The sequence below is a fragment of the Pseudomonas sp. B10(2017) genome, from assembly GCF_002113295.1.
In the GTDB taxonomy this organism is placed as follows: Bacteria; Pseudomonadota; Gammaproteobacteria; order Pseudomonadales; family Pseudomonadaceae; genus Aquipseudomonas; species Aquipseudomonas pudica.
Genome location: NZ_NEJU01000006.1, coordinates 244,766 through 263,632 on the forward strand (window position 1 = coordinate 244,766; position 18,867 = coordinate 263,632).

General features: G+C 64.7%; 15 protein-coding genes and 1 pseudogene. 6 read left to right on the plus strand and 10 right to left on the minus strand.

Annotated elements, in window-relative coordinates; genetic code table 11:
• Positions 1 to 163 precede the first annotated feature (163 nt).
• Positions 164 to 1,654, plus strand: coding sequence for a GGDEF domain-containing protein (locus tag CAF92_RS10730; protein WP_085600713.1), 1,491 nt, complete (start codon positions 164 to 166; stop codon positions 1,652 to 1,654).
• Here CAF92_RS10730 and CAF92_RS10735 read toward each other — a convergent pair.
• A complete protein-coding gene (locus tag CAF92_RS10735) occupies positions 1,651 to 2,127 on the minus strand; it encodes a PA2169 family four-helix-bundle protein (RefSeq protein ID WP_046616057.1) in 477 nt (158 codons plus the stop codon). The genes CAF92_RS10730 and CAF92_RS10735 overlap by 4 nt on opposite strands.
• A gap of 203 nt (positions 2,128 to 2,330) precedes the next feature.
• Between CAF92_RS10735 and CAF92_RS10740 the strand changes: the two genes are divergently transcribed.
• A complete protein-coding gene (locus CAF92_RS10740; RefSeq protein ID WP_085600741.1) occupies positions 2,331 to 2,552 on the plus strand; it encodes a DUF3820 family protein in 222 nt (73 codons plus the stop codon).
• Between the two features lie 121 nt (positions 2,553 to 2,673).
• Here the strand turns inward: CAF92_RS10740 and CAF92_RS10745 are convergent, their stop codons facing one another.
• The 3 genes from CAF92_RS10745 to ptsP are packed head-to-tail and all read right to left on the minus strand — an operon-like array spanning position 2,674 to position 8,210.
• Positions 2,674 to 4,413, minus strand: coding sequence for a PTS fructose-like transporter subunit IIB (locus CAF92_RS10745; RefSeq protein WP_046616056.1), 1,740 nt, complete (start codon positions 4,411 to 4,413; stop codon positions 2,674 to 2,676).
• A complete protein-coding gene (gene pfkB, locus CAF92_RS10750; protein ID WP_085600715.1) occupies positions 4,410 to 5,357 on the minus strand; it encodes a 1-phosphofructokinase in 948 nt (315 codons plus the stop codon). The genes CAF92_RS10745 and pfkB overlap by 4 nt, the downstream gene beginning before the upstream one ends.
• Positions 5,358 to 8,210, minus strand: coding sequence for a phosphoenolpyruvate--protein phosphotransferase (ptsP, locus tag CAF92_RS10755; protein ID WP_085600717.1), 2,853 nt, complete (start codon positions 8,208 to 8,210; stop codon positions 5,358 to 5,360).
• A gap of 284 nt (positions 8,211 to 8,494) precedes the next feature.
• Here ptsP and cra point away from each other — a divergent pair, with 284 nt between their 5' ends.
• Both cra and CAF92_RS10765 read left to right on the plus strand, forming a co-directional pair.
• Entirely contained in the window at positions 8,495 to 9,490 is a 996-nt protein-coding gene (cra, locus tag CAF92_RS10760) for a catabolite repressor/activator (protein WP_046616053.1), read from the plus strand.
• A 2-nt stretch (positions 9,491 to 9,492) separates the two neighbouring features.
• Positions 9,493 to 10,269, plus strand: a complete 777-nt coding sequence (locus CAF92_RS10765; protein ID WP_085600718.1) for a TatD family hydrolase — start codon at positions 9,493 to 9,495, stop codon at positions 10,267 to 10,269.
• 126 nt (positions 10,270 to 10,395) lie between these two features.
• Here CAF92_RS10765 and ampE read toward each other — a convergent pair whose 3' ends face one another.
• The 3 genes from ampE to CAF92_RS10780 form a co-directional block, all read right to left on the minus strand.
• Positions 10,396 to 11,226, minus strand: coding sequence for a regulatory signaling modulator protein AmpE (gene ampE, locus CAF92_RS10770; RefSeq protein ID WP_025337724.1), 831 nt, complete (start codon positions 11,224 to 11,226; stop codon positions 10,396 to 10,398).
• The gene (gene ampD / locus CAF92_RS10775; RefSeq protein WP_085600720.1) at positions 11,223 to 11,795 is read right to left on the minus strand and encodes a 1,6-anhydro-N-acetylmuramyl-L-alanine amidase AmpD; all 573 of its coding nucleotides are present in this window, start codon (positions 11,793 to 11,795) and stop codon (positions 11,223 to 11,225) included. The genes ampE and ampD overlap by 4 nt, the downstream gene beginning before the upstream one ends.
• Positions 11,796 to 11,922: 127 nt before the next feature.
• Positions 11,923 to 14,070: a DUF1631 domain-containing protein gene (locus CAF92_RS10780; protein WP_085600722.1), complete on the minus strand. Its 2,148-nt coding sequence runs from the start codon at positions 14,068 to 14,070 to the stop codon at positions 11,923 to 11,925.
• A gap of 242 nt (positions 14,071 to 14,312) precedes the next feature.
• Here CAF92_RS10780 and nadC point away from each other — a divergent pair, with 242 nt between their 5' ends.
• Positions 14,313 to 15,161 carry a carboxylating nicotinate-nucleotide diphosphorylase gene (gene nadC, locus CAF92_RS10785; protein WP_046616049.1) on the plus strand — a complete coding sequence of 283 codons (849 nt, stop codon included), beginning with the start codon at positions 14,313 to 14,315 and terminating at the stop codon, positions 15,159 to 15,161.
• 60 nt (positions 15,162 to 15,221) lie between these two features.
• Here nadC and trxB read toward each other — a convergent pair whose 3' ends face one another.
• Entirely contained in the window at positions 15,222 to 16,184 is a 963-nt protein-coding gene (gene trxB, locus CAF92_RS10790) for a thioredoxin-disulfide reductase (RefSeq protein ID WP_025337720.1), read from the minus strand.
• A gap of 329 nt (positions 16,185 to 16,513) precedes the next feature.
• Between trxB and cysZ the strand changes: the two genes are divergently transcribed.
• Entirely contained in the window at positions 16,514 to 17,242 is a 729-nt protein-coding gene (gene cysZ / locus CAF92_RS10795) for a sulfate transporter CysZ (protein WP_085600724.1), read from the plus strand.
• A 170-nt stretch (positions 17,243 to 17,412) separates the two neighbouring features.
• Here the strand turns inward: cysZ and CAF92_RS27840 are convergent, their stop codons facing one another.
• Both CAF92_RS27840 and CAF92_RS27845 read right to left on the minus strand, forming a co-directional pair.
• A complete protein-coding gene (locus tag CAF92_RS27840; protein WP_371262304.1) occupies positions 17,413 to 17,844 on the minus strand; it encodes a methyl-accepting chemotaxis protein in 432 nt (143 codons plus the stop codon).
• Between the two features lie 156 nt (positions 17,845 to 18,000).
• Positions 18,001 to 18,768, minus strand: a pseudogene (locus CAF92_RS27845) (PAS domain-containing protein); the annotation flags it as partial.
• Positions 18,769 to 18,867: the final 99 nt, after the last annotated feature.

An 18,867-nucleotide genomic window follows, 5' to 3' on the forward strand; every position in this document is an offset into this window, starting at 1 on the left:
CCGCATAGACCTCAAGCCTTGTGCGGTAATTGTGGGAGCTGGCTTGCCAGCGATGGGCTGCGCAGCAGCCCCGGCGTGATTCCGTCGGACAAATCTTGTCCGACAATCCCCGCTTCCCTAGAATGTCGCCGCCGCGAATGGCCCTGCCCACGCAGTAGCGAGCATGACCACCCGATTACCGCGTTTCGCACTCTACAGGTCGCACCCCGAGCTGATCCTCAACCTGGGCAGTTGCCTTGCCGTGCTCGCCATCGTGGCCATCGTCAGTTATCTGCTGGCGCGCGAGCGCGACAATGTCGAGCTGTCGGCAATTCGCTCGTCCAACAATATCGTCCAGCTGATCGAAAGCGACATCCTGCGCAACGTCGAACTCTACGACCAGTCGCTGCAGGGCCTGATCTGGGCGGTCGGGCGCAAGGAATTGCCGGAAATCCCCGGCCCGGTTCGCCAACGCCTGCTGTTCAATGAAGCCTTCGTCGACCGCAAGCGCGGTGATGTGCTGTGGCTGGACAAGCAAGGCAATGTGGTGGGCGCTTCCACCAGCAGCGTGCCACGCAAGGCCAACTTCAGCGACACAGGGATATTCCAGGCGCACCTGCACAATGCCAACCTCGGCCTGCTGGTGGGGCCGCCGTTCAAGGCCGGGCTCGGCGACCTGGGCTGGTGCATCAGTTTCAGCCGGCGTATCTCCGGCGCCAATGGCGAGTTCACCGGCCTGGCAGCGGGTGCACTGCGCCTGTCGTACTTCAGTGAGCTGTTTCAGCGCCTGGACATTGGAGAAGACAGCAGCATCAACCTGCTCAACACTGACGGCCAATTGCTGGCTCGCCAGCCCAGCCGCGCACAAGACCCGCGCATTGGCAGCAACTATGCCGAGCGGCCCAATTTCAAACGCATTCTCAGCGAGCAGAGCGGCAGCTTCACCGCCCGCTCCAGCCGCAACGGCAAACCGCGCATGTACACCTTCGCCCGGGTCGCGCAGTTGCCGCTGATCGTACTGGTCGTGCATTCGGCCGAAGACGTGTTCGAATCGTGGCGCCGCACTGCAACCCTGGTCAGCGTCGCCACCGGTGTATTGTGTGTGGGCATTCTCTGGCTGACCCTGCTGCTGGGCCGCGAACTACGCCGCCGCCACGAAGCCGAACAGGGCCTGGCGACCCTGGCCGCTACCGACAGCCTGACCGGCCTGGCCAATCGCCGTCACCTGGATCATGTACTGCGCCAGGAATGGGCGCGTGCCCAGCGCAACCGCAAGCCGCTGGCGGTGCTGATGGTGGATGTGGACCATTTCAAGGCGTTCAACCAGCGCCATGGGCATGCCGGTGGCGACCATGCCCTGCGCGAGGTGGCAAAGACCATCGAGGCGTGCATACGCCGCCCGGCCGATCTGGCTGCGCGTTACGGTGGGGAGGAATTTCAAGTGGTGCTGCCGGAAACCGACCTGGCAGGTGCACAATTGCTGGCCGAGCGCATTCGCACCAGTGTCGAGGCCCTGGCGCCGTTTGCCGATGATGCCCACTCGGTAACGGTGAGCATCGGCATCGGCCTGTCAGGCACCCAGCACGATCTGGCGAGAGTGCTGGGTGCTGCGGACGAAGCGCTCTACCGGGCCAAGGCCAAGGGCCGCAACCGGGTAGAGGGGCCTGCCGACTAGCTACGAGCGCGTGCGGCGTTGCGCAAGGCCCTGACCTGGTCATGGTTGCGCTGCACACCTTGCAACTGTTTTTCTACCAGGTTGTAGGTCTGGTCGCTGGCGGTGCGGCCCAACTTCACCAGTTTTTCGCGGGCTTCCTTATAGGCCTTCAGGGCATGGTCTTCGCCCCGCTCCACCTCGTTCAGCACCGCTTCCTCATCCTTGCCGGTGACCATCGCCTTGAGGTTGACCCAACCCCGATGCAGGTCACCGCTGATGCTGGTAGAGGTTTCCGGGTCACCACCCAGGCGACGCACCTCGCTCTGCAGTTCACCGGCCGCATTGGCACACTCACCGGCACGTTGAACGAAGAACGCTTTCAGTTCTGGGTTCTTCACATCATCGGCCGAGGCCTTGAAGCCTTTCTCGCCATCCTTGCTGTACTCGATCAGGTCGTTGAGCACGTCGATAACGTCTTTGTTGGGATTGCTCATGGCACAAACTCCTTGGCAGGTGATAGTCATCTGTAAGGGAGCAGCCTTCGTGCCAAGCGAGCCCCATCTATAAAATCATTTAAAATCAATTAGATATAAATATACCGGTAAAGGTTGGACACGGCGTTCTGCATGATTGCCGCTTGGGCCTTCGTGCAGATTGCAGTATGGTCGGCGCTTTTCGACAGCCAGGTGCGCCGATGATGAAGCCGGAAACCCTCGAACTGCTGGTGACCCGCACCATGCCGTTTGGCAAGTACCAGGGACGAATCATTGCCGACCTGCCGGGGGATTACCTGGCCTGGTTTGCGCGCAAGGGTTTGCCGGCGGGGGAATTGGGTGGGTTGCTGGCGCTGATGCACGAGATCGATCACAACGGGCTGGGTGAGCTGCTGGTGCCGTTGCGGCAGAAGCATCGGCGGTGACCTGTTCCGGCCTCTTCGCGGGCACGCCCGCTCCCACAGGGTCACTGCAAGCTTCAGGATCATGCAGTACCTGTGGGAGCGGGCGTGCCCGCGAAGAGGCCAGTAAGGCCCGCTGAAATCTCTAACCCTTCACCGGCGCTACCGCCAACTCCACCCGCTCGCTCTTCTTGATCACCGCATACACCACCGCCGTCAGCAGGCTGCCCGCCACGATCGCCAACAAGTACAGCAGCGCATGGTTGATCGCATTGGGGATCAGCAGCACGAACAGGCCGCCATGCGGCGCCATCAGCTTGCAGCCGAAGTACATCGACAAAGCCCCGGTCAATGCCCCGCCGGCCACGCTGGCCGGGATCACCCGCAGCGGGTCTTTGGCGGCAAACGGGATAGCCCCTTCGGAGATGAAGCACAGCCCCAGCGCCAGGGCAGCCTTGCCCGCTTCACGCTCGCTCTGGGCGAACTTGCGTCGGGCCAGGAAGCTGGCGATACCCAGGCCAATCGGTGGCACCATGCCGGCGGCCATGGTCGCCGCCATCGGCGCATAGCTCGACGAGGCCAGCAGCCCCACCGAGAAGGCATAGGCCGCCTTGTTGATCGGCCCACCCAGGTCGACGCACATCATGCCACCCAGCAACAGGCCCAGCAGGATGGCATTGGTGGTACCCATGCTGTCGAGAAAATGCGTAAGCCCTTCCAGCATCGCCGCCACCGGCTGGCCGACCACGTAGATCATCACCAGGCCGGTGAACAGGCTGGCCAGCAGCGGAATGATCAGGATCGGCTTGAGTGCCTCCAGGCTGCTGGGCAGGCGTGCCCAGCGGGCAATGGCCTTGGCGCTGTAGCCGGCGAGGAAGCCGGCGACGATACCACCGATGAAACCGGCACCCAGGGTGCTGGCCAGCAGGCCACCGATCATGCCGGGCGCCAGCCCCGGGCGGTCGGCAATGGACCAGGCGATATAGCCTGCCAGCAGCGGCACCATCAGCTTGAACGCAGCCTCACCGCCGATCTGCATCAACGCCGCCGGCAAGGTGCCCGGTTCTTTATAGGCCTCGATACCGAACACGAACGACAGGGCAATCAGCAGGCCGCCAGCCACCACCATCGGCAGCATGAACGACACGCCGGTGAGCAGGTGCTTGTATACCCCGGTCTTCTCGCCCTTCGCTGGCGTGCTCGCCGCTGCAGCATCGCTGCTGTTTTCCACCTTGGCTTCGGCCAAGGCCTTGTCCAAGGTGGCACGGGCCTGCTTTAGGGCGATACCGGTGCCACAACGGTAGATGCGCTTGCCGGCGAAACGCGCGGTGGGCACTTCGATGTCGGCGGCCAGCAGCACTACATCGGCTGCGGCGATGGCTTCGGCGGACAAGGGGTTGCGCGCACCGACCGAGCCCTGAGTCTCGACGGTGAGCTGGTAGCCGAGTTGCTGCGCGGCCTGCTGCAAGGCTTCCGCAGCCATGAATGTATGCGCAACGCCAGTCGGGCAGGCCGTGACGGCAACGATGCGTGCGCCAGCGCTGCCAGTTTCGGCCAGAAGGCCTGGCACCGTGGCCAGCAGACAGGCTTTGGAAGCTGCCTCATCGAGGAAGCCTTCGCGGTCGGCCAAAGCCTGGGACGGCGTGCTCTGGTACACACGCTTGCCGACGAAACGCTCAAGGTCCACCGGGCCTGTGCTGACTACCAGCACCCAGTCGGCCTCGGCGATCTGCGCGGCGCTCAGTTGCCGCTCGGGGTGGCCGGCATCCTGCACTTCGACGCTGGTGCTCCAGCCGCGCCGCTGTGCAGCGGCGGACAGCAAGCGCGCGCTCAGCAGGCTCGACACCTGGCCGTTGGGGCAGGCAGTGACAATGGCAATGTTCATCGGCAACCCTCTTGTTGTTCTGTCAGTTGCACGGCGGCTTCAAGACGCGCCAGTTGCTCGCGGTCACGGATACCGAAACCAACCTGGGTAACAGCCTGTGCAGCGATCGCGGTGGCGCGGGTCAAGGTCTTTGCCGGAGCTTCGCCCTGCAGCAAGCCGTGGACCATGCCTGCCACCAGCGAATCACCTGCGCCCACCGTGCTGGCAACCTGCACCTTGGGCGGGCAAGCATGTACGACATGGCCATTGGTAAACCAGCTGACGCCCTGCTCACCCGCCGACACCACCACGTGTTCGACGCCACTGGCCAGCAGGCGCTCGGCAGCAGCGCGCTGCTGCGCCGGGTCATCCACAGCCAGGCCAAGCACCTCGCCCAGCTCTTCGGTATTGGGCTTGACCAGCCAGGGCGAGCTCTGCAGGCCGGCACGCAGGGCTTCGCCGCTGCTGTCCAGGGCCACCTTGAGGCCTTGCGCCTTGAGCTGTTCGAGCAACTGGCGGAACCACTCGGCACTGATCCCGCGCGGCAGGCTGCCAGCCACCACCACCGCGTCGTGGCCTGGGGCAATCTGCGTCAGGCGCCGCAGCAATGCACTACGTGCCGCTTCGTCGACTTCCGGGCCTTGGCCGTTGATGTCGGTGACACGGCCATCATCCTCGACCAGCTTGATGTTGCTGCGGGTTTCGCCCGGCACGCGGACAAAGCAGTCGACGAAGCCGCGCCAGTCGATCAGCGCCTCGAAGGGCTGCAGGTTGTCACGCCCGAGGAAGCCGCCAACGGTGACGCTGTGCCCCAGGTCGGCCAGTACCTGGGCAACGTTCAGCCCCTTGCCCGCGGCGTGGCTGTGCTGCTCATGGCTGCGGTTGACCTGCCCCGGGCGCAGGGTATCCAGGCCGATGGTGATATCCAGCGCCGGGTTCAGGGTGAGGGTGAGGATCTTGGCCATTCAGTAACGCTCCACCAGCGCGCGAACCGCTGCGGCGCTGTCCTGTTGCAGGGCCTCGCGCGCCAAGGCGCGGGCCGTCTGGTGATCGGCCTGGCGGACCAGGGCCTTGACTTCGGCAATGCTGCGCGCGGCGACGCTGAGTTCGTCCACGTCCAGGCCCAGCAGCACGGCCACTGCCTGCGGGTCGGCCGCCAGTTCGCCGCACACGCCCACCCACTTGCCATGGGCATGGGCGGCGCGCACGGTCATGTCGATCAGGCTGAGCACCGCCGGGTGCAGGCCGTCGGCCTGGGCCGAGAGGCTGGGGTGGCCACGGTCGATGGCCAGGGTGTACTGGGTCAGGTCGTTGGTGCCAATGCTGAAGAAGTCCACCTCGCGCGCCAGTTGGGGTGCCAGCAGCGCCGCCGAGGGCACTTCGACCATGATGCCCAGCTGCAGGTCGGCTACCGGGATCTCGGCACGCAGCCGCTCGACCATGGCGCGCGCCTCGCGCCATTCATGCACCTGCCCGACCATCGGGAACATGATGCGCAAAGGGCGCTGGTCGGCCGCGCGTAACAAGGCGCGCAGCTGGTCCTCCATCACCTGCGGGCGCTGCAGGGTCAGGCGTACGCCGCGCACGCCGAGGAACGGGTTTTCCTCGGCGGCGATCGGCCAGTACGGCAGCGGCTTGTCCCCGCCAACATCAAGGGTGCGTACCACCAGCGGGCGCCCGTCGAGGCCATCGAGCACACGGCGATACTCGGCTTCCTGGGTCGCCACATCCGGGGCCTGGGTGTGAGCCATGAAAATCAGCTCGGTGCGCAGCAGGCCCACGCCTTCGGCGCCCTGCTCCACTACCTTGGCAATGCCGTTGCTCTCGCCAATGTTGGCAAACACCTCAACCGCGTGACCATCACGCGTGACCGCCGGCTCGAAGCGGTTGGCCCAGGCGGCCTGCAAGCGTTGCTCGCGCAGGTCTCGCTCGGCCAGGGCCCGTTGCAGTTCATCCGCTGGCGGCGCCACGCTGACCACGCCACGCTGGCCATCGAGCAGCAACGGCGTGCCACTGTCCAACAGCAGTATCGACGCCCCCGCGCCCACTACCGCCGGGATGCCCAGGGCACGGGCGACGATGGCGCTGTGGGCGGTGGCGCCACCCTGGGCGGTCACGATACCGGCTACGCGGCTCGGGTCCAGCCGGGCGACATCGGACGGGCCGACTTCGGTCATCACCAGCACGTAGGGTTGCTCGGGTTCAGCCTGGGCTTGCACACCACACAACTGCGCCAGCACACGGCGGCCGATGTCACGCAGGTCAGCAGCACGTTCGGCGAGCAAGGCATCGTGCAGCGACTCCTGCTGTCGCGCCGCCGCCTCGATCACCGCCATCCAGGCGGCTGCGGCGCTCTCGCCCTGGCCCAGGCGCTGCTCGACATCATCGGTCAGAGCCGGGTCGGCGAGCATTTCCTGATGGGTGACGAAGATTTCGCCAATGGCCTTGTCGCTGCGCTGGACCAAGGCCTGCAGCTCGCCATTGACAGTCGCCACGGCTTCACGCAGCTTCTGCCGCTCCAGGACGCAGGACTCGCCGCGCAGGGGGTAGTCGAACTCACGCTCGACGCACACATGCGCCGGGCCACTGGCAATGCCGGGCGCCGCACCCACGCCGTGGATGCGGCTACCGGCTGCGGGCGCTTGCAGCACTTCGGCGGCTGCGCCTGCTACGGTCGCCGCGCTCTGTGGCAGTGGCTCCACCTCTTCGCCCAGGCCTTGCTCGATGGCGGCCAGCAGCACCGGCAAGGCATCGGCGGCGATGCCTGGCTCAGCCACCAGTTCCAGCGCCTGGCCACGCCGGGCACCGAGACTGAGCAGCTTGCTCAGGCTCTTCACCGACACCGCTGGCTGCGCGCTGTCGACCAGGCGTACACGTATTTCCCCCTCGAAACCTTTGGCCAGCTGCGCCAATACCTTTGCCGGCCGGGCGTGCAAACCATGCGGGTTGGCCAGCACCACGCGCGCGCTGGGCCAGTCCACCGGTGCCTCACCGCCCAGCACCTCCAGCACCGCGCGGCTGCTGGTGGCCTGGTAGAGCATCTGCCCGCGGCCTTCGATCAGCACTTCGCACAGGCGTTCGAGCAAGGCCTGGTGGGCTGCACCGAGGCTGGCCAGGCAGAACAGGCCGTTGAGCGGTTGGTCGCGGTAACGCAGCGGCTGCTGCGGGGTGATGAAGGCCAGGCCCGGCTGGCGCACCTGGCGCTCGCTGTGCAGCCACCACAGGCCCTCGCCCAACGGCAGCGGCTCGGCCTGCTGCAGCACGGCGGCAAAACCGCTGTCGACGCAGTCGGCGCGCTGCAACAGGCGGGCGCCGCGCCAGGCCAGTTCATCGAAGTCTTCGGCCGGCAGGTTCAGGCCGACCAGTTGTGCATCCAGCGCCAGTTCCTGTGGCGCGCCCTGCAACAGTTTCAGCAACGCCTCGGCGGAGCCGGCGCGGCGCAATGCTTCGGCCAAGTCGGTCTCGCCCAGGGCGCGGGTCAGCAGTTGCAGCAGGCGCAGGTGCTCATCGGAACGGGCGGCAATGCCGATGGCAAGGTAGACCATCTGGCCATCGCCCCAGTCCACGCCCTCGGGAAACTGCAACAGGCGCACGCCGGTGGCGTACACCAGGTCTCGGGTCTGCGGCGTGCCATGGGGGATGGCGATGCCCTGCCCAAGGAAGGTGGAGCCTTGTGCCTCTCGGGCCTGCAGCCCTTGCAGGTATCCCTCGGCGACCAGGCCGTCAGCGACCAGCCGGTCGGCCAGCAGGCGCAATGCCTCGGCCTTGTCGGCGGCCTTCTGGCCCATGGCTATCTGCTCCTTGGCGAGCTCGAGCATGACCTTCTCCTTTTGCAGTTCCCGGTCGGGTACTGGAGTATTGTTGTGAAATTCACATGAACGGCCAGTTCAACAGCCTTGCACGGATGGCAGCCGAGGCAGAAAATTAGGCAGCTGAAACGATTAATCTGACCAGGCGGCCACGTTACTCGATAATCTGCCGAGGAAAAAGCCCCATCCTGTCGGACAATTGCGACAATGGTCGTCTGCGCGTGGCGCCCTCGCCGGGTCAAAATACCCGGTCAGGGCTCACAGCCAGCCCCGGTAATAACAAGGAAAATTCGGTGAAACTCAGCGATATCGCCCGTCTGGCCGGTGTGTCCGTGACCACTGCCAGCTACGTCATCAATGGCAAGGCCGAACAGCAGCGCATCAGCAACAGCACTGTCGAGCGGGTACGCGCGGTGGTCGAGGCCCACGGCTTCACCCCCAACCCGCAGGCCGCTGGCCTGCGCAGCCGGCATACCCGCACCCTGGGCTTCATTCTCCCGGATCTGGAGAACCCCAGCTACGCCCGCATCGCCAAGCAACTCGAACAAGGTGCCCGCGCCCGCGGCTACCAGTTGCTGATCGCCAGCAGCGACGACCAGCCCGACAGCGAGCGCCAGTTGCAGCAGCTGTTCCGCGCCCGCCGTTGCGATGCACTGTTTGTCGCCAGCTGCCTGCCGCCAGAGGACGACAGCTACCGCGAACTGCAGGACAAAGGCCTGCCGGTGATCGCCATCGACCGCCGCCTGGACCCTGCGCACTTCTGCTCGGTGATCAGCGACGACCGCGATGCCAGCCGCCAGCTGGCCGCCAGCCTGCTCAACGCCGCCCCGCGCAGCATCGCACTGATCGGCGCACGCCCAGAGCTGTCGGTCAGCCAGGCACGTGCCGGCGGCTTCGACGAAGCACTGCAAGGCTATGCCGGCGAAGTTCGCCGCTATCAGGGCGAAGCGTTCAGCCGTGAGTGCGGCCAGCGCCTGATGCAGCAGTTGATCGACGACCTTGGCGGCCTGCCGGACGCCCTGGTGACTACCTCCTACGTGCTGTTGCAAGGGGTGTTCGACACCCTGCAAGCGCGCCCTGCCGACTCGCGCCAGCTGCAACTGGGTACCTTTGGCGACAACCAGCTGCTCGACTTCCTGCCGCTGCCAGTCAATGCCATGGCCCAGCAGCATGGCCTGATTGCCGCCACCGCCCTGGAACTGGCACTGGCCGCGATCGAGGACAAACGCTACGAACCTGGCGTGCATGCCGTCGGTCGAACGTTCAAGCAACGCATTACAGCGGCCTGAACATGCGCCTGATCGACACCCACACCCATCTGGACTTCGCCGACTTCGACGCCGACCGCCCGCGCTTGCTGGCCAACGCGATGTCGCGAGGGGTTGAGCGGATGGTGGTGCTGGGGGTGTACCAGGCGAATTTCCAGCGGGTGTGGGACCTGGCTTGTGCCGACCAGCACCTGTTCGCCGCGCTCGGCCTGCACCCCATCTACCTGGACCAGCATCGCCCGGAGCACCTGGTGCAGCTGCGCGAATGGCTGGAGCGCCTGCACGGCGACCCACGGCTATGTGCCGTAGGCGAGTTTGGCCTGGACTATTACCTCGAAGACCTGGACAAGGCCCGCCAGCAGGCGCTGTTCGAAGCGCAACTGCAGATGGCCTGCGACTTCGAACTGCCCGCCCTGCTCCACGTGCGCCGCAGCCATGCCCAGGTGATCGCCACGCTCAAGCGCTACAAGCCGGCGCGGGCGGGGGTGATACATGCGTTTGCCGGCAGTTACGAAGAGGCCCGCGAATACATCAAGCTGGGGTTCCGGCTTGGGCTTGGCGGTGCGGGTACCTGGCCGCAGGCCCTACGGCTGCGCAAGACCCTGGCGCGGTTGCCGCTGGACAGCGTGGTGCTGGAGACCGATGCGCCGGACATGGCGCCGGTCATGTACCCAGGGGTGAGGAACAGCCCGGAGCACCTGCCGGAAATTGCCGGGGCGCTGGCGCAGGTGATGGGTGTGGATGTCGCGGAGCTGGCTGAAGCCAGCACCCGCAATGCTTGCGAGTTGTTTGGCTGGTAACTGAAGTGCTGGCACCTGCGTGGGCCTCTTCGCGGGCTTGCCCGCTCCCACAGGGGCCGCGCAAATCGTAGGCCGGCGCAGTACCTGTGGGAGCGGGCAAGCCCGCGAAGAAGCCAGCGTGTCAGTTCAGACAAGCACCGTCCACAGCGCAAACCCGGCATACCAAAGCACCGCACAGCGCAGCAACAGCTCCCACAGGCTGTCCAGCCGCCCCAGCCCGCGCTGGCTGTCTTCTTCCTCGGGAATGTCATCGGCAATGCGCCCGACCCGGGCCACCAGGTGCGCTGCGCTGATGTGCCAGTTGAGCACCTCGTGCAGCATCACACGGGTGACCGCGAGGAAGTTGCCGACCAGGGCAAAGCTCAAGGCCAGCACCCGCACCGGCAACCAGTCCATGATATGCCTCAGCTGCTCGGCACGGGCCTTCAACGTCGGCTGCTTGCTGTGTTCGCCGCACAGCGCCAGCAGGCGATAGGCCAGGGCTGCCCCCGGACCCAGCACGAAGTACCAGAAGATCACCGCGAAAAAGCCCTGGTACACCTGCCACAGCAGGTTGCCCTGTACCCGCACCAACAGGCTGTGCGGTTCGTCGGCCGCCAGCCCAAGGTCGCGCTCGGCCACATGCAACGCGGCCTGGTCGTCACCGCGCCGCCAGGCATCGCGGAACGGCCCCAACGATGCCTTGGCATCGCCGCGGCCCAAGCTGTAGATCAGCACCAGCAGGTGCACCGGCAATGCCAGCAAGCCGTACGCCACCGGGTCCAGTACATGCAGCAGCAACACCAGCAGCGCTACCGGTGCCAGTACCAGGATGGCCAGCGTCCACCACGGGTGCACCTTGCCGCTGCGCTCCAGGCGCACCAGTTCGCCAAGGAAGAACCCATCGCGCTGCACCTGATGGCGCAGGGCCGAGAATTTCTCGACCCACAGCGCCAGCAACAACACCAGAAAACTCATGCCTTGTCCTCGTTTTGCTGCAGCGCCTGTCGGTAGCGCGGCCAGTCGAAAGCCGGGCCGGGGTCGGTCTTGCGCTGCGGGGCAATGTCGCTGTGACCCTGGATGCGGCCCAGGTCGATGGCCGGCCAAGCACCGCGGATGTGCCGGGTAAGTTGCTCCAGCACCGCGTACTGCGCATCGGTATAAGGCAGGTCGTCGGTGCCTTCCAGTTCGATGCCGATGGAGAAATCGTTACAGCCTTCACGCCCGTCGAAGCACGACACACCGGCATGCCAGGCGCGGTCGAGCAACGACACGAACTGGGTCACCGTACCGTCACGCTCGACGAACAGGTGCGCCGAGACGGTCAGGTGGCTGATGCTGGCGAAGTAAGGGTGTTCGTCGGCGTCCAGGCGGTTCTGGAAGAATTGCTGGACCTTGCCGGTACCGAAACAGGCAGGCGGCAGGCTGATGTTGTGGATCACCAGCAGGGAAATCGATTCGCCTTCGGGGCGGGGATTGAAGTTCGGCGAGGGGCAGTGGGTGATTCCGATTCCGTGGAACCAGCCAGTGGCACGGTCCAATTGCATGGGGCAGATCCTGAAAACGCCGTGAACAGGTCAACAGTATGCCCTGTGGCCAACGGCGTTTGCATGTGAATCATTGTAATGCTGAGGGAGCGGGCATGCTTGCAGCCCTAGCGCAGGGCCGTTGCTCCTAACGGCGCAAGCTGTCGAGCACCGCTTCCAACGCCCGCTCGAACAGCAGCCCGTCATCCAGCACTCGCACGTCGCCTCGGTGCAGTGCCTGGGCCAGGCTGGCCCCGTTCCATTCACGCACTTTCATGCCGGTACGGTTGGCGAACACCAGCCGGTCGCTGCTGTCGATGCGAGCCACCAGCTTGCAGCGCAACGGTTCGTCCTCGTCCCGCACCTCGACCCAGGTACCGATACGCAGGCGCTGCACCTGGCGCAGCGCCACAGCCTGCCCGTCGGCAAACTGCAACGGAGCACAAGCGGGTTCTTCGGCAATCGCCAGGACGATGTCCTCGTCCACCAGCACCTCGTTCAGCGGCTGGCCCTCTCCACCGGGCTGCATCGCGGTACCCGCGCAGGCTCGCAGGTGCAACTGCTCCAGTTGCAGAAAGAACTCGCGGGTCTTTGCCGAGTCCAGGGCCACGCTGGCCAGGCCATCGCGCAGTGCCTTGAGCAGGTCCGGCACCTGCTGCAGCAAGGCATGCGGTTCATGCGGCGGGGTGATGCTGACCAGCAGCGTGTCCATCGTCTGCAAGGCGTCTCGCCAGGCCTGGGATGCCTCACCCTGCTTTAGCCAGGCCAGCAGCAGTACCTGGCTCCAGGCTTGCACCAGCATCTGTACCACCACCTGCGGTAATAACCGGCCGCGCAGCCGCTGATTGAGTGCATGCTGCACCTGCTGCCTGGCCTGCAGCGCGCGGGCACGCCCTTCTTCGGCGTCGCGGGTACGCTGTTCAAGCAGCTCGTTGCGCCGCCGCTCGTCCTGGTTGAAAGCGAGGAAGTCTTCGAGCAGTTCGGCGAACAGGCTGGCATCCTCGGCAAAATCATTGAGCAGGCGCTGGACGATACGCTCCACACGCAGGTGCAGGCTGTCGCGCATGCCGTCGCTGCCGCATTCCCAACCGATTGCCGCGCCAGCGATCTCGTTGAGCAGGCGGCGGGCCGGATGGCTGGCCCGACTGAACAGCCCCTTGTCCAGCAGCGCCACTTTCAACAGCGGAATATGCAGGCGCCCGATCAGCGCACGCAGGCTGGCCGGCAGGTTGTCGTCGCTCTGGATGAAGGCGAACAGCAGGCCAACCAGGTTGATCATGTCCTCGTCGGCCACGTCGATGCGCCGCCGTGTGCCGCTGCGCACGCTCACCCGCAGCAGCAATTGTTCAAGCTGTTGGCCAAGCTCGAAATCATCGTCCTCGTGGGTAGCGGGCACATAGTGCTGCAAATGCGAAAGCAGCCGCAGCAGGTCGGCGGTGCTGATTGGCTGGGCGGCGGCCACCGCCTGCAAACGAGGCGCGAACTGCCCACGCGCCGGGGCCAGCAGAGTTTGCAACGAGGCAAAGAACGCCTGCCCTGCCGCGTCCGCACCCACCTCGCTCCCCAGGTTCGCCGGCCCGCGCCGTGCGTTCATGCGCCGGTCTTCGGCGCGCCGGCGCGGTGCCGGTGGCAACTCGGGCAGCACACCGGCGGCGGCCAGCAATTGGTTGGCTTCGCCATAGATCACATCGGCATCGCGCAACACATAGCGCTCGAACAGTTTGAGCAGGACCAGCTTGACCCGCAGGCCAACCCCCAGGTTACGGCCTGCGTCCAGGAAGTAGCCGCACAGCGCCGCGGGCCCCAGCGGGTTGTGCTGCTCGTGCAGGGGGCGGTCGAGCAGTAGCTGCAAGCGCAGGCCCAGTTGCTGCAAGGCAATGCCGTCACGTGACAGCACCCGCGCGACCATGCCTTCGATCGCGGCGGCCCTCTCTACCTGGGCCTTGCTGCGCAGGTTGCCCGGCTCGACCAGGCGCGCCAGCAGGTCGACCTGGCCGATACGGGCAAAGGCATCATAGAAGGTGTCGAGAAAACCGCGCTCGATGCTCTTGCGCTTCAGGCGCAGGTCACGCATGGCCTCGAAGTACAGGTTCTGGTCACTGCGGTCGAAGGCCTTGTCGGCCATCTCGAAGAGGGTGTCGTCGGCGTTGTCGAACAAGTCCTGCAGGCCCTGACGCAACTGCAAGGCGGCCTTGTCCCGCACTTGCAGGAGCAACATCGGAAGGCAAGGGAGAGGCGCACGCCCGCCTCGATCGATGGCTGCCGCCAAGGGCACCACCTTGCCTTCTTTTTGCATCCTGTACTCCTTGCAGGGTGTCTCGCCCAAAGGGGCTGAAGATCGTCAAAGTCATGACGCCAAATACTGGTCACCATTATCGGTAAAAACCCGCACAGCTGCCAGCGCCGTTTCACTGGCTGGCTAATGACCCTGATTTACCCCGCTTGCTCACACCGGCCGACCAAAGGTCATCGCCGAGGCGACTGTACACACCGGCCCCCTGCCCTATAATCGCCGGCATCTAGCTTGTGGAGCCGACCATGCCGAACCTACGCCTTGCCGACCTGACCGCTGAAATCGAAGCCAACGTGCGCCGCGCGCTGTTGGAGGACATCGGCAGTGGCGATATCACAGCACAGCTGATCCCGGCGGAGCGCCTGGCCAAGGCAACCATCATCACCCGCGAAGACTGCGTGATCGCAGGCACCGCCTGGGTCGACGCCGTGTTCCGCCAACTCGACCCACGCGTGGCGGTGCACTGGCAGGTGGCCGATGGCGAGCGCGCCACGGCCAACCAGCCGCTGTTCCATCTGGAAGGGCCCGCGCGTTCGCTGCTCAGTGGCGAGCGCAGTGCACTGAACTTCCTCCAGATGCTGTCGGGTGTCGCCACCCGTGCGCGCTTCCTGGCAGACTTGGTGGAAGGCACCCAGGTGCGCTTGCTGGACACACGCAAGACCCTGCCGGGCCTGCGCCTGGCGCAAAAGTATGCCGTGACTTGCGGCGGTTGCGACAACCACCGCATCGGCCTGTACGACGCCTTCCTCATCAAGGAAAACCACATCGCCGCCAGTGGCGGAGTGGCCGCGGCCGTGGCTGCGGCGCACCGCATTGCGCCGGGCAAGCCGGTGGAAATCGAAGTGGAAAGCCTCGATGAACTGCGCCAGGCACTGGCCGCAGGTGCCGACATCATCATGCTCGACGAACTGAACCTGGAGGAGATGCGCGAAGCAGTGCGCATTACCGCGGGCAAGGCCAAACTGGAAGCCAGTGGCGGGGTCAACGAGACGACCTTGCGGGTGATTGCCGAGACTGGGGTGGATTACATCTCGATTGGCGCCATGACCAAGGATGTGAAGGCGGTGGACCTGTCGATGCGGTTGAGCCTGTGAGCTGATTGCAGGCATGAAAAAACCGGCCATTGAGCCGGTTTTTTGGGGGGCGCTCTCGGATCAGAACGAAGCGTTGGCCAGCCCATCCAGGTAACGCTCGACATCCAGCGCCGCCATGCAGCCGGCACCGGCCGAGGTAATGGCCTGGCGGTAAACGTGGTCAGCCACGTCACCGGCGGCGAACACGCCCTCGACGTTGGTGGCGGTGGCATTGCCTTCACGGCCGCCGTTGACCACCAGGTAGCCGTCCTTCAGGGTCAGCTGGCCTTCGAACAGCGAGGTGTTCGGGGTATGGCCAATGGCAATGAACACGCCGTCGACCTTGATTTCGTCGCTGCTGCCGTCGTTGTTCTTCAAGCGCGCACCGGTCACGCCCATGTTGTCACCCAGCACTTCGTCCAGGGTGGCGTTGAGTTTGAGCTCGATCTTGCCTTCGGCCACACGGGCGTGCAGCTTGTCGACCAGGATCTTCTCGGCGCGGAAGGTGTCGCGACGGTGTACCAGGGTCACTTTGCTGGCGATGTTGGCCAGGTACAACGCCTCTTCCACGGCAGTGTTGCCGCCACCAACCACGGCAACCGGCTTGTTGCGGTAGAAGAAGCCGTCGCAGGTGGCGCAGGCCGACACACCCTTGCCCATGAAGGTTTCTTCCGACGGCAGGCCCAGGTAACGGGCGCTGGCGCCAGTGGCGATGATCAGCGCGTCGCAGGTGTACTTGCCGCTGTCACCCTGCAGGGTGAAGGGCTTGTTGGCCAGGTCGACGGCGTTGATGTGGTCGAAGACGATTTCGGTTTCGAAACGCTCGGCGTGCTCCTGCATGCGCTGCATCAGAGCAGGACCGGTCAGGCCGTGGGGGTCGCCCGGCCAGTTGTCGACTTCGGTGGTGGTGGTCAGCTGGCCGCCGGCCTGCATGCCGGTGATCAGCAGCGGCTTGAGGTTGGCACGGGCGGCATACACCGCGGCGCTGTAACCGGCAGGGCCGGAACCGAGAATGATGACGCGCGAATGACGTACTTCAGACATGTCGAACTCCTGTCGAGCGGGCCGCTGGGCCGGCATCGGTGTGCCGGCTGCGCCAGCAGGAAAATTAAAAAGGACCCACGCAGCACTTGGGGAAGGCTACAACGCGCAGGCCCAGAAAGCGGAAAGTTGAGCGCACTGTAGCGAGGTCGCAAAGATTAAGGAAATATCCTTCGACAATCCACCTCATAGGCATCGTCTATTCAGCGATTTCATCGATAGCCAAGCCCTGCCGCTTTTGTTACAGCCGGTTTCCCGCCCGCTGCTCGCCTTCCGTCGGCGCGGCAAACTCGGTAAGGTCAGCGCGTTTTCCTTCTCTGCGGAGTATCTCGATGCAAGCCCCTGTCCTCTCTGGCCCCCAGTACCTGCGCGAAGGCCTGAAACTGGTGCTGAGCCCCAACCTGCGGTTGTTCGTGCTGCTGCCACTGGCCGTCAACCTGCTGCTGTTCGGCGGCCTGATCTACTTCGCCGGCCACCAGTTCAGCCTGTGGGTGGACGCCCTGATGCCGAGCTTGCCAAGCTGGCTGAGCTTTCTTACCTACATCCTCTGGCCGCTGTTCGTCGCCCTGGTGGTGTTGATGGTGTTCTTCACCTTCACCCTGGTGGCCAACATCATTGCCGCCCCTTTCAATGGCTTTCTGGCGGAAAAGGTCGAGGTGGTGGTGCGTGGCCAGGACAACTTCCCGGCGTTCAGCTGGGGCGAACTGGTGGCCATGGTGCCACGTACCTTTGGCCGTGAAATGCGCAAGCTGGGCTACTTCCTGCCGCGGGCCATCGGCCTGTTCATCCTGTCGCTGATCCCGGTGGTCAACGTGGTGGCAGCGCCGCTTTGGCTGATCTTCGGGGTGTGGATGATGGCAATCCAGTACATCGACTACCCGGCGGACAACAACAAGATGAGCTGGCAGGACATGCTGGCCTGGCTGCGCAGCAAGCGCTGGCAGTCGCTGGGCTTTGGCGGAATAACCTACCTGGCACTGATGATTCCGCTGGTCAACGTGCTGATGATGCCGGCGGCGGTGGCCGGGGCCACGTTGTTCTGGGTGCGGGAGCGCAACTGATCCCTCTCGGACCTTGCGCGGCCTCCTGTGGGAGCGGCCTTGTGTCGCGAAAGGGCCGCAGAGCGGCCCCAGGATATCAGCACTAATGCACAAATTGCTGGGGCCGCTCTGCGGCCCTTTCGCGACACAAGGCCGCTCCCACAAGAAGCAGACCGCGTCTGATCCTGCTCCTACTGCCCCAACCGGCTGGAAAACTGCCCGACCACATCCACCACCCGCTTCGCCCCGTCCTGGATCTCGACAATCACGCTCCCTGTCTCGTCCGCCAGCGCCAGCCCCTGCTCGGCCTGGCGCTTGCTGGTGTCGATGATCGCCACTGCCGCCTGGGCCAGTTGCTCGTTCTGCTGCACCACCCGGGCGATTTCCTCGGTGGCGGTACTGGTGCGCGAGGCCAGCTGGCGCACTTCATCTGCAACCACGGCAAACCCGCGCCCCTGCTCGCCGGCGCGGGCCGCTTCGATGGCTGCATTCAGCGCCAGCAGGTTGGTCTGCCCGGCAATGTCGCTGATGGTCTTGATGATCGAACCGATCACCCGCGACTGGGTATCCAGCGCCTGGATGCCCTCTGCCGCCTCTTGCATCGAAGCTTCCAGCCCGCGCATCACGCTGACGCTCTGGGTGACCACATCGGTGGCCTTGCGGGCGCTGGCATCGGTGCCCAGCGAGGTGTTGTAGGCGACATCCGCCGCATCGGCCACCGCCTGCTCCTGGTTGACCTGCTCGGTGATGACGGTGGCGAACTTGACCACCTTGTACAGCACGTCATGGGCATCGAAGATGGGGTTGTATGAAGCCTCCAGCCAGACCACCCGGCCATGGGCATCGATACGCTTGAAGCGGTCAGCAACATATTCGCCACGGCGCAGCTTGTCCCAGAACGCCTGGTAGCCGGCCGAGTTGGCCTCCTCCGGCTCGCAGAACATGCGGTGATGCTTGCCACGGATCTGCTCCAGGCGGTAACCGACGGTGGCCAGGAAGCGTTCGTTGGCGGTGAGCACGGTGCCATCGAGGGCGAATTCGATCACGGCGGTGGAGCGCATCAGGGCCTTGATCAGGCTTTCGTGCTCGCGGGAGGTTTCGATGGTGCGGGTAAGATCGCTGGAGTGCAGCGTGAAATACTTGATGCGCCCCTCGCTGTTCTTTACCGGCTGCAGGATCGACCGCAACCACGCCTCCTGGCCATTGCCGCGCAGCAGGCGGAATGCACCGTTCAGGTGTTCACCGCGGCTGATCGCACCTTTCATGCGCTGGTAGAAATCCAGCGACTTCACATGGGCGGGGACGATGTCCTCGATGTTGCGCCCAAGCAATTGTTCGGCACGGTAGAGCATCTCGCTCTCGAAGTTGCCGTTGACCATCTCGATCCGCCCCTGGGGGTCGAGTTGCAGTACCAGCATCTCGCTGTCGAGGCTACTCTTGACCTGTTCGATGGACATCAGGTCTTCACGCAACTGCCGGATTTCTTGCTTGAGCTTGTTGTTGAACATCACCGCTCTCCTGGAGCGCATCGTCGAATGCATCTTCATCGGCTGCCGTTGCTCCCTCTTGAGCACCCTTGCAAGGAAAATTCACAAGGCGAAAAGCGTCGGCGATCAGGCGTCACCTGTACGTCACACGACAGTCAC